Consider the following 11,522-nt stretch of genomic DNA (forward strand, 5'->3'; position numbering starts at 1 on the left):
TATCATTCAGTTTTTTGACTTACCCGCAAGATATTTCATTTTTGCGGGTATTCAAAGTTAGCAAAATAACCCGTATATAACTCACTCAGCCAAGCGACAAAAACTCGTACGCGTGGCGAGAGCTGCCGATGCTGCGGATATAAAGCAGAAACTGACATCTTCGGGATTTCCCACTCAGATAAGACCTCAACCAGTTGCCCGTCTTTTAATTCATTCGCCACATGATAGCGCGGTACTTGAATTAAGCCTGCCCCACGTAAAGCAGATAATACATAGTTTTCAGCGTCATTTACCGCTATCCAGCTTTTTAAAAAATAATCTTGTTTTTTTCCGTTCACCATCAATTCAAATGGATAATTCCGTCCGCCTGATGTCGAAAAGAAATTAACACAATAATGTGATAACAAATCCTCTGGTTGCTGTGGCATTCCATTTTTATTTAAATAGTCAGGACTTGCACAAATCACTTGTGGCATATCGACCAAATGTCTAGCAATTAAAGTGGAATCATCCAAACGCCCCGCTCTCACCACACAGTCTATCCCTTCCCTAATCAGATCAACCAAGCGATCACCTGTACTAATTACCAGTTCAATGTCGGGGTACAACTCGTGAAATTGATCGATATTGGGTAAAACAATTTTAGTCGCATGTGCGCCTGATAAATCGACACGTAGTAAACCTCGGGGCTGTGCAATTACATTACGTAAAGATGATTCGGCATCATCGAGTTCCGATAATATTTGTGTGCAGCGTTCATAAAATGCCTGTCCATCTAGTGATGGCCTTACATGCCGAGTCGTCCGTTCTAGCAAACGGCACTGTAAATTATTCTCTAACTCTTTAATGGCATTACTTGCTGTAGCACGTGGGATATTCAGCTGATCGGCTGCCTGACTAAAACTACCCAGCTCTACGATGCGGGTAAAAAGTTGCAAGGTATCAAATTTATCCATGGTGCTCGCTTTTAACCCTATCTATTATTAACAAATATGGAATTATCTTATCCAATTATGAAGATTTATCCCATATTTCTATATTATTAAAATAAGCCATACCTACTCAAACAGGCAATCTAAAAATGAATATTTCAATAAAAACAGCTCTGGTTACTGGCGCATCACGTGGTATTGGCCGTGCTATTGCAGAACGTTTAGCTCAAGATGGTTTTTATGTGATTGTTAACTATGCTGGCAATAAAGTGCATGCCCAAGCCACTGTAGATCATATTATTGAGCAAGGTGGTCAAGCCTCAGCTATTCAAGCGGACGTTGCAAATGAACATGAGGTGAGCCGTTTATTTCAAGAGGCAAAGGCCATTAATGGTCAAGTAGATGTGGTAGTTCATAGTGCCGGTATTATGCCTATGGCAAAAATTACACCTGAAAGCCTGCAAGATTTCGATAAAGTGATTCATACCAATTTACGTGGCTCGTTTTTAATATTGGCGCATGCGGCCGAAACAGTGCCAGATGGTGGTCGGATTATTGCGCTTTCAACCAGTGTAATTGCCAAATCTTTTCCGGCATATGGTCCTTATATTGCTTCAAAAGCAGGTGTCGAAGGTTTAGTACATGTGTTAGCAAATGAGTTACGCGGACGGAATATTACTGTAAATGCAGTTGCACCCGGCCCGACAGGTACTGACCTTTTTTATAATGGAAAAACTGAAGAGCAAGTGGCGGCTATTGCAAAACTTGCCCCATTGGAAAGAATCGGAACACCTGAAGAAATTGCCAGTGTAGTTGCCATGCTAGCTGGCCCAGATGGGCGTTGGATAAATTCACAAGTCATTCGGGTAAATGGTGGATTTGCTTAATGTTTAAAAACGTGTGGATTATTTTAATCTGCACGCTTTTTACTAAATAATAAATTTTCTTAAATCTATTTTATTTTAATAACTTTATAAGATTAACTAATACTGTTTTATATAAAATATTCGCCGCTCTTATTTATAAAAATAATATATATAAATAGATATTCCTTATTTTTGCTTATATTTAAAAACGCGTAAATTGAACCTTAACAATCTGAATCAAAGATAAGGATATATTCAATGAATGCTAAATTAAATACAGAAGCTCCGCAAAGCTTTATCTCAAATGGTTCAAATGCATCCTTTTCAGCCGAAGAAATTCTTTCTAAAGCACAGCAATATGCACAAGAACACGAACTAAATTTTAGTGGCAGTTTATCACCTGTTGATGCATGGCAACTCGTACAACAAGGAGAAGCCGTTTTAGTTGATGTACGTACCAATGAAGAACGTAAATTTGTAGGTTATGTCCCTGAAAGTGTTCATGTCGCTTGGGCAACAGGCACATCGTTTAACCGTAATCCACGCTTTTTAAAAGAACTTGAATCAAAAGTTGGTAAAGACAAAACCATTCTTTTGCTATGCCGTAGTGGCAACCGTTCAGCACAAGCTGCCGAAGCCGCATTTAATGCAGGTTTTGAGCATATTTATAACGTTCTTGAAGGCTTCGAAGGCGATCTAAATGATCAGCAACAGCGTAATCAGAAAAATGGCTGGCGCATCCACCAACTTCCTTGGCAACAAGACTAATACTTCAATCAATTTTCAGTGAATCAAGGAAAGCTTGTGACTCAATGGAACATTAATGCGGTTGTACAAGGTTTACAACAAGCAAGGCATGACTGGCGTCAGCAGCAGCACAGAACCAAAGAATTTGGGGGTCGTGAACTTCCATCTAAAGAAGCTTTAAAAGCCATTTTAGATGACCTGTGCGGAATTTTATTTCCAATGCGTTTAGGCCCTGCTGACTTACGTCAAGAAACTGAAGATTCTTATATTGCCTATACTTTAAATCGGGTACTCACAGCCTTACATGCTCAAGTGCAACTGGCTTTAAATTATGAAGCAAAACGTCATTTGAGTCATTCGAACACAGTCCAACAGCCAGACGAACTTGCTCAAACTATTGTGCAGGATTTTGCCAACACATTGCCCTCTATACGGCGCCTTTTAGACGGCGATGTCCGTGCGGCCTATGAAGGCGATCCAGCGGCACATAGTGTGGATGAAGTATTACTTTGCTATCCGGGCATATTTGCGATTATTTATCACCGAATTGCGCATCAACTGTATGCCCAAGTGCCTTTATTGTCTCGCATTATTTCCGAGTTGGCTCACTCTGCTACGGGTATTGATATTCATCCGGGTGCGCAAATCGGCAAAGGATTTTTCATTGATCATGGTACGGGTGTGGTGATTGGTGAGACTTGTGTGATTGGGGAACGTGTTCGTATTTATCAGGCCGTGACCCTTGGAGCAAAACGCTTTGAAACCAATGATGATGGTGGTTTGAAAAAAGACTATATACGCCATCCGATTGTTGAAGATGATGTCGTGATTTATGCAGGCGCCACTATTTTAGGCCGTATTACCATTGGCCGAGGGTCAATTATTGGGGGTAATGTTTGGCTAACCCATAGTGTTGCTGCAGGTAGTCAGATTTTACAGTCACCGAATGAGTCTTATCAAAAAAATCATATTGCCAGTTAAAAAATATAGATGTGAAATAAATAGATAAGGAGATGAATAAACAAAAAACTTATGTATTAACTAAATGCTTATTTCTAGTTTAAATATATTTTTATTTAGAAAATAGATAAATCATTAATAAGCTCAGTATTTAAAAAATTTATAACGCGATTTTAATTTTAAAACCAGAACTAATTCTAGTTTATATGCATCCTAGAATTTTTATTTTTAAAAAGCCAATGTAATAAGGAAAAATGATTCATGGCGAAAAATACAGATAAAGCCCAACTTGCACTTGGGGACCACGCAGCTCGCCAACTGGCCAATGCAACAAAAACAGCTCCGCAACTTTCTACAATTACTCCCCGATGGCTGACTCATTTACTGCAATGGCTTCCTGTTGAAGCAGGTATCTATCGCCTAAACCGTGTCAATAATACCGATGATATTCAAGTGGCTTGCACACAACGAGATGAAGCAACTTTGCCACAAACTTTTGTCGATTATGATCCAGAGCCGCGTGAATACTTTTTAAATGGTGTATCTACAGTTTTAGATGTACATACACGCGTTGCTGATCTTTACAGCAGCCCACACGACCAAATTAAAGAACAGCTTCGCTTAACCATTGAAACCATTAAAGAACGTCAAGAAAGCGAGCTTATCAATAACCCTGAATATGGTTTACTGGCAAGTGTGACAGATGACCAACGTATTTCGACTTTAAATGGCCCACCTACTCCAGATGATCTTGATGATTTACTACGTAAAGTCTGGAAAGAACCGGGATTTTTCCTAGCACACCCTGATGCGATTGCAGCATTTGGACGTGAATGTACACGCCGTGGTGTACCACCTCCAACGGTTAGCTTATTTGGTTCGCAGTTCATTACATGGCGCGGAATTCCACTCATTCCATCTAATAAAATTCCTGTAGAAGATGGCAAAACTAAAATCTTGCTGCTTCGTGTTGGTGAAAAGCGTCAAGGGATTGTTGGTTTGTTCCAACCAGGTCTTGCTGGTGAACAGTCACCAGGGCTTTCAGTACGCTTTATGGGAATCAACCGTAACGCGATTGCGTCGTATCTAATCTCGTTATATTGCTCACTTGCAGTACTCACTGATGATGCGTTGGCAGTTTTAGATGATGTGGAGGTGGACAAATATCATGACTACCCAGTTAACTACAAGTAATCTGCAAGGTAGTCCAACGGGGCCTGAAGTGACTGGTATTAATCCACCAGCCAACTTCCCTGATGAGTCCACCATTGCTCGACTTGCTAATGAGTTTTTTTCAGCATTACCAAGCTCAAGCAGTTCAGCTTCTCCATCGGGCCTTAACTTGGACTTACCTGTCGGAGCGCCACCGCATCCACCACAACCGGGTGAACCATTTTCTGCACTCAGTGGTCGTGCGCCCAATATCGCCTTTCAGAAAAGTCTCAATCCGGAATATCCTGAGCATATTCCAAATTTGCCAGACTACCCTGAACGCCGAATTGTAGCGTCTGCGCCTGTGGTTGGTGGAGCTAATTTGCCACGCCCACCATTTGAACCACATTTGCCACAAGCTGCTCATAGTGAACCCAATGTGCCACGCATTGAACCAAACTTACCCACTGGTGCAGGTGAATCACCTTATTATTTTTTAAATGATTTTTCTGCTCCCAATACAGCAGAACCGTCTGTTAAAGGTGTTGAAGATAATTATTCAGTTGCACAGTCTTTTCAGTTACCACATGGTGATCAGCTGAAATCATTGCTGACAGAAGATCGTTTTGCAACGAACACGCCTCCCCAAAGTTCGGCAAGCTCTGCATTTTATTTTTTAGACTTGCCTCAAACTGGACAAAGTTATAGTCACTATCAACCATCGCAACCCACTTTTGTAGCAAGCAGTGCTCAACCACTCGATGTACATGCCATACGTCGCGATTTCCCAATTTTACAGGAACGCGTCAATGGTCGCCCTCTAGTTTGGTTGGATAATGCTGCGACCACACAAAAACCGCAGCGTGTGATTGACCGGATTGCTTATTTTTATCAGCATGAAAACTCAAATATTCACCGTGCTGCCCATGAGTTAGCGGCTCGTGCAACCGATGCCTATGAGCATGCAAGAAATGTAGTTGCCCGATTCATTGGTGCACCCTCTTCTAAAGAAATTATCTTTGTTCGAGGAACAACCGAAGGCATTAACCTGATTGCAAAAACATGGGGTGAGCAAAATATTGGTGAAGGTGATGAAATTATCGTTTCTCACTTAGAACACCATGCCAATATTGTGCCTTGGTATCAACTCACTAAAAAAACTGGAGCAAAATTAAGAGTCATTCCTGTGGATGACACAGGCCAGATTATTTTAGAAGAGTTGCCAAAACTGATTAATGAACGCACTAAACTGCTGTCGATTACTCAAGTTTCGAATGCTTTAGGAACAGTCACACCTGTTGCTGAAGTCATTAAAATTGCGCATGCCAAAGGTGTACGTGTTTTAGTTGATGGCGCGCAATCTGTTTCGCACATCCCTACTAATGTACAAGCTCTTGATGCAGACTTTTTTGTATTTTCTGGACATAAAGTGTTTGGGCCAACGGGTATTGGTGTGGTCTATGCAAAACCAGAGTTGCTAGAAAGCATGCCTGTTTGGGAAGGCGGCGGTAACATGATTCAAGATGTGACCTTCGAACAAGTAGTTTACCAACCTGCACCCAACAAGTTTGAAGCTGGAACTGGAAACATTGCCGATGCTGTTGGCTTAGGTGCTGCACTTGAATATGTAGAAAGTCTAGGTATTCATAACATTGCTCGCTATGAACATGATCTACTCGAATATGGTCAAAATGCGCTGAGTAGTGTGTCAGGTTTACGCCTGATCGGAACCGCACATCACAAAGCCAGTGTGATGTCCTTTACCTTACAAGGTTATTCAACTGAACAAGTCGGTAAAGCTTTAAATCAACATGGTATTGCCGTACGTTCTGGGCACCATTGTGCACAGCCAATTTTACGCCGTTTTGGTGTGGAACAGACCGTGCGTCCGTCTTTGGCTTTTTATAATACGACTGAAGAAATTGATTTATTGGTGTCGGTGTTACATCAACTGACGCGTAATAGGCGTACTAGTTAAATTTATTTTTTTGAGAAAAGACTGCTTTTGGGCGGTCTTTTTTATGGATTATTTATTAAAACTACTTGAGCTCAAAAGTTATATATGAAGTAACAAGTCAAAGTAGCTATTACAGTGGAGTCTTATTATTTTAAATTCGATTTCTGAATTAGCCTTCGGCTAGACTTACTTTGGTTTCGCCCAAAGTAAGCAAAAGCATTTTCATCTGCAAAACCTGTCCTCTTCTTATATCTAATCGATATATCGCAGAAACATAAACTATTTAATACCACGCAGGTTGCAGATGATTTTAGCTCGAATTAAGAGTCATCAATAGTTCGGACAACTCAAAGTAGTTATCACTGCGGAGTCTTGTTATTTTAAATTCGATTTCTGAATTAGCCTTCAGCTCGAGCTAAGAGTCATCTACAGCCTGCCCATAATTTATAAAAATAATGTTTTCGCAACATTTCCTGATAGATGAAAACAGTGAACAGGTTCTGTAGATGACAAAGTTTTTTGGTTACTTTTTCCAAAAAAAGTAACAGAATTAGCTACTTTATTATGACGTATAAACGGTAAGACTCCGTCGCGCCACCCCATCCACTTATAAATAAAACCAACTTAATTAAACAATCCCCAAATCAATCTCAATGCAATTCCAATCAACAACAATCCCATTACCCTCTCAAAATAAACCCCAAACTCCAAAAATCTTTTACGTACGATAGGCTGTGCAAACAGTACACTCACCACCATAAACCAAATGGCATTGACCATACACATCCACACACCATAAAAAACCTGAACTTTCATTGGTGTGGCCGTACTTACAATCGTCGTAAAGATTGCCAGAAAAAAGATAGTGGCTTTGGGGTTTAATGCATTGGTGAGAAAACCCATGGTAAACGCTTTAAATAAACTCGGCGTATCACCGTCTGCTTGGCCATTTATCTCAATATTAGTATTCGGCTGGCTACGTAAACACTGCCATCCTAAATAAATCAAATAAGCTGCCCCTGCTGTTCTGATCAGTGACATGAGCCATTCACTTTGCTGAATCAAGAAGCCAATCCCAACAAGGGTATAAAAAACATGTACTGAAATTCCGACACCAATACCAATCGCGGTCAGACATCCAATCAGGTAGCCATAACGTACACTTTGCCTTACCGTAATCACAAAATCTGGTCCCGGTAAAATCACCGCCATAAAGTGAATAAGAGCTAGCGTTAAAAACTCATGTCCATACAACTGCCACATAACAATTTAGTTTCCTGAAAATTACCTAAAAGATTGTATTGCGATTTTTTAGACGCGATAATCCAATTAAAATCCAAATAACTTTTGCCTCATGAGCACAAATCAAAGTCTGGTTCTGTTAAATGAAATGGCGACTTTCGTTAAGGTTGTCGAGTCGGAAAGCTTTTCTGAAACTGCACGCCAGCTTGGTACAACACCTTCTGCTGTGAGCCGCGCGATTGCCCGTTTAGAACGTGCTTTAGGCACCCGCTTACTCTATCGGACTACACGAAAACTTCGTTTAAGTGAAAGTGGACAACAGGTCTATCAACGTTGTTTAGATATGGTAAATGCGGCACAAGCAGTCATGGAAAGTTCGGGTCAATTTCATGTCGAGCCAGAAGGTATTATTCATATGAGTGCTCCCAAAGCTGTGGGACATTTTATGATTCATCCGCATTTACCCGAGTTTTTAGAACGCTACCCTAAAATTGATATACAAATGCTTTTAGAAGATCGTTATGTAGACCTGATTGATGATGGAGTCGATTTAGCACTTCGAATTACAGAGCAACCACCCGGTGGCCTTATGGGTCGAAAACTCATTAATATTGATCACTTGGTTTGTGCTACGCCTGAGTATTTGGCCAAGCATGGCATACCGAACCACCCTCATGATTTAAAGCAGCATGAATGTATTTACTTAGGTGAACAAGCCAGTGACTCAAAATGGAAATTTCAACAAGGAAATAAATCGATAAGTGTTGCCGTGCGTGGTCGTTATGCTGCAAATCATACGGGTGTGCGTTTGAGTGCTGCATTACAGCATTTAGGTATTGCGAGCTTGCCGTACTTCGTTGCACGCCATGCTCTACAACAAGGTACCTTAGTTCAGGTTTTACCCGACTGGTATTTTAAGACCTATTATAGCGGTGGGCTGTGGTTACTCTACCCACCGACACGGCATGTTCCGCCTAAATTGAGTGTGTTGATTCAATATTTGGCAGATAAATTAGCAGCAGAGCCGACTTTAAAAATCTAGTCCAGCTCCTAACTCGAGCAAATCCTATCTAGAGTCCTCTTTATTAGAATTACTCAACCAATAAATCTTTTGGATTAATCGTATCGCCATAGACTGGTTTTAAAGTCTTTTCATAAGCTTGATGAATCACACCTTCTTTAGCCAGTTTCTCTAAATCTTGGTTCAACCAATCCAATAACTCTTTATCACCCTTTTTCACTGCTGGTGCAATTAAGTCCTGTTCACCTAAATTGGTAATGCCAACGGTGTAATTTGGATTTTCTTTAGCCCAAGCTAAAACCAGCAAGTTATCATGTGCAAGCGCAGCACCACGACCATCTTTTAAAGCATCAAAAGTTTCAGTGTTTTGTTCATATTTTTGTAGTTTAATTTCAGGATGAGTCTTGGTGAAGAATGAATCAGCCGTTGTACCTTTGTTTACCAATAAAGTTTTATCTTTAAGTTGAGCAACATCGGTAATCGGATGGCTTTTAGGAGAAACCACACCTAGTGCCACTTTTAAATAAGGCTTTGCAAAATCGACAACTTCTTTACGTTCTGGTGTAACAGTAAAGTTTGCGAAAATTATATCCACTTTATTGGCTTTTAAGTATTCGACACGGTTAGCCGCTTCAGTTAAAACAAACTCAACTTTGTTTTCATCACCCAGCAGATCTTTAGCAACATGCTTGGCAATCTCAACATCAAAGCCTTGGTTTTTACCTTGAGCATCTAAATATCCAAACGGCGGTTTATCACTAAATACGCCAATTCGTACCACGCCATTCTTTTTGATCTGTTCAATACTCGACACAGTTTGTGTGGTATCTGCTGTTTTTTCAGTAGACTGAGTTCCTTTGTCACATGCAACTAAACCTAAACTCAGTAAAGACGCAGCTAAAATATGCTTCACGTTTTGAAATGTTAATGTTGTCATTATTTCACCCTATCGTTCTTGTAAAAGTCTTATTTAAAAATAGCAGCGCCTACTTTTAGCCACTGCTCTAGCGATATCGAAAATTATTGGCCTACATCTAAAAACACATTCGGATTGACCGAGTCGCCGTAAATTGGTTTCAAGGTTTCATCATAAATTTTCTTAATTTCACCGCTTGTTCTGAGCTGCTTAATTTCAGTATTGAGCCAATTCAATAGTTGGGTATTGCCCTTTTTAACCGCTGGTGCAATAAACTCTTGATCACCAATAGACTGAATACCTGCAACATAACTTGGGTTTTTCGCGGCCCATGCCAAAGCATAGGTACTATCTTGTGAAATCGCGTCACCACGACCATCTGTTAAGGCTTTAAAGGCATCCGAGTTTCTTTCAAACTTGAGTAAATTCACTTTTGGATAATGCTTGGTAAAGTAGGTATCTGAACTTGTGCCTTTATTTACGATTAAGGTCTTACCTTCTAATTGGGCAATGTCAGTAATTGGCTTGGCTTTAGGCGAGACAATACCAAACGCACCTTTTAAATAAGGCTCGGCAAAATCGACAACCTCTTTGCGTTCAGGAGTTACCGTAAATGTCGCGAATACAACATCAGCTCGATTTGATTTTAAAAACTCCACCCGATTTGAAGCTTCAGTCACAATAAACTCAACTTTCTTTTCATCACCAAGCAAATCTTTAGTCACTCGTTTTGCTAGAGCTACATCGAAGCCCTGATTATTCCCCGCACTATCTACATAACCAAACGGCGGATCATCGGCAAAAACAGCAACGCGTAGAACCCCATTTTTTTTGACTTGTTCTAAAGAATGGTCTTCTTGAGCATTACTTGCCTGTTCAGTTGATGGCGTTTTACTACATGCAGTTAATAAAACCCCAGCTACCGCAAGACTGCTTAATATTTTTATTGAATTACGTTTAAACATTCACTTCCTCATGATTCAAATAATAAAAAATTAATACGACAAAATATTTAGAAAGGCTCTCGCTCGTTCTGTTTTCGGCTGTTCAAAAAATTCTTCTGGTGAAGCCTGTTCAATAATCTTGCCCTTATCCATAAAAATAATGCGGTCAGCAACCTTACGGGCAAAGGACATCTCATGTGTCACAATCAACATGGTCATTCCTTCATTCGCTAACTTGAGTACCACATCAAGCACTTCCCTAACCATTTCTGGGTCAAGCGCAGCGGTAATTTCATCAAGCAAAATGACTTTAGGTTGCATGACCAGTGAACGAACAATGGCAATACGCTGTTTTTGTCCGCCAGAAAGTTGTCGTGGATAATCAAGTTTTCGCTCATATAGCCCGACTCGCTTTAGCAACTCATCTGCTACTTGTTCTGCTTCATCGCGGTGACGTTTTTGTACTTTAAGTGGCCCGAGCAAAATATTATCAATGACGTTCATATGCCCAAATAGCTCATAGTTTTGAAAAACCATGCCAATTTTTTGACGAGCATTAGTCCAGTCCACATCTTTGCCCAAAACACCTGAGCCAGTTAAACGAATTTCGCCACCCTGAATCGGTTCTAAGCCATTAATACAACGCAGTAAGGTACTTTTACCGCAGCCCGATGGACCTAAAATAACAACCACTTCTCCTTGTTCTACATCCAGATCAATGCCCTGTAAAATATGACTTTGTGCAAATGATTTCTGTAATTGTTGTATCGATAACAAAGGCATAA

At 40.4% G+C, this 11,522-nt stretch carries 11 protein-coding genes and 1 pseudogene; 6 read left to right on the top strand and 6 right to left on the bottom strand.

Features of this window, described 5'->3' with window-relative positions:
• Positions 1-35: 35 nt before the first annotated feature.
• Positions 36-956: a LysR family transcriptional regulator gene (locus AAC388_RS10750; RefSeq protein WP_342370581.1), complete on the bottom strand. Its 921-nt coding sequence runs from the start codon at positions 954-956 to the stop codon at positions 36-38.
• 125 nt (positions 957-1,081) lie between these two features.
• Here AAC388_RS10750 and AAC388_RS10755 point away from each other — a divergent pair, with 125 nt between their 5' ends.
• The 5 genes from AAC388_RS10755 (at position 1,082) to AAC388_RS10775 (ending at position 6,635) form a co-directional block, all read left to right on the top strand.
• On the top strand, positions 1,082-1,819 hold the full coding sequence (locus tag AAC388_RS10755; RefSeq protein ID WP_320540343.1) for an SDR family oxidoreductase: 738 nt from the start codon (positions 1,082-1,084) through the stop codon (positions 1,817-1,819).
• Between the two features lie 237 nt (positions 1,820-2,056).
• A complete protein-coding gene (locus tag AAC388_RS10760; RefSeq protein ID WP_320540344.1) occupies positions 2,057-2,566 on the top strand; it encodes a rhodanese-like domain-containing protein in 510 nt (169 codons plus the stop codon).
• Between the two features lie 18 nt (positions 2,567-2,584).
• Positions 2,585-3,526, top strand: a complete 942-nt coding sequence (gene epsC / locus AAC388_RS10765) for a serine O-acetyltransferase EpsC (protein ID WP_342370582.1) — start codon at positions 2,585-2,587, stop codon at positions 3,524-3,526.
• Positions 3,527-3,766: 240 nt separating this feature from the next.
• Positions 3,767-4,699, top strand: coding sequence for a family 2A encapsulin nanocompartment shell protein (locus tag AAC388_RS10770; RefSeq protein WP_001107602.1), 933 nt, complete (start codon positions 3,767-3,769; stop codon positions 4,697-4,699).
• The gene (locus AAC388_RS10775; protein ID WP_342370583.1) at positions 4,674-6,635 is read left to right on the top strand and encodes a family 2A encapsulin nanocompartment cargo protein cysteine desulfurase; all 1,962 of its coding nucleotides are present in this window, start codon (positions 4,674-4,676) and stop codon (positions 6,633-6,635) included. The genes AAC388_RS10770 and AAC388_RS10775 overlap by 26 nt, the downstream gene beginning before the upstream one ends.
• Before the next feature lie 394 nt (positions 6,636-7,029).
• Here AAC388_RS10775 and AAC388_RS10780 read toward each other — a convergent pair.
• Positions 7,030-7,150 (bottom strand): annotated as a pseudogene (locus AAC388_RS10780) (hypothetical protein).
• A gap of 88 nt (positions 7,151-7,238) precedes the next feature.
• Entirely contained in the window at positions 7,239-7,877 is a 639-nt protein-coding gene (locus tag AAC388_RS10785) for a LysE family translocator (RefSeq protein WP_202732557.1), read from the bottom strand.
• A gap of 91 nt (positions 7,878-7,968) precedes the next feature.
• Here AAC388_RS10785 and AAC388_RS10790 point away from each other — a divergent pair, with 91 nt between their 5' ends.
• The gene (locus AAC388_RS10790; protein ID WP_342370584.1) at positions 7,969-8,898 is read left to right on the top strand and encodes a LysR family transcriptional regulator; all 930 of its coding nucleotides are present in this window, start codon (positions 7,969-7,971) and stop codon (positions 8,896-8,898) included.
• Positions 8,899-8,947: 49 nt separating this feature from the next.
• On the opposite strand, the gene AAC388_RS10795 is transcribed toward AAC388_RS10790, so the two are convergent.
• The 3 genes from AAC388_RS10795 to AAC388_RS10805 form a co-directional block, all read right to left on the bottom strand.
• Positions 8,948-9,814 (bottom strand): cysteine ABC transporter substrate-binding protein, encoded by an 867-nt coding sequence (locus AAC388_RS10795; protein ID WP_000209985.1) that lies wholly within the window; start codon positions 9,812-9,814, stop codon positions 8,948-8,950.
• An 83-nt stretch (positions 9,815-9,897) separates the two neighbouring features.
• Positions 9,898-10,758, bottom strand: a complete 861-nt coding sequence (locus AAC388_RS10800; RefSeq protein ID WP_000476790.1) for a transporter substrate-binding domain-containing protein — start codon at positions 10,756-10,758, stop codon at positions 9,898-9,900.
• A 30-nt stretch (positions 10,759-10,788) separates the two neighbouring features.
• Entirely contained in the window at positions 10,789-11,520 is a 732-nt protein-coding gene (locus AAC388_RS10805; protein ID WP_342370585.1) for an amino acid ABC transporter ATP-binding protein, read from the bottom strand.
• Between the last annotated feature and the right edge of the window lie 2 nt (positions 11,521-11,522).

It is taken from the genome of Acinetobacter sp. D009 (genome assembly GCF_038562025.1).
Lineage (GTDB): Bacteria > Pseudomonadota > Gammaproteobacteria > Pseudomonadales > Moraxellaceae > Acinetobacter > Acinetobacter pittii.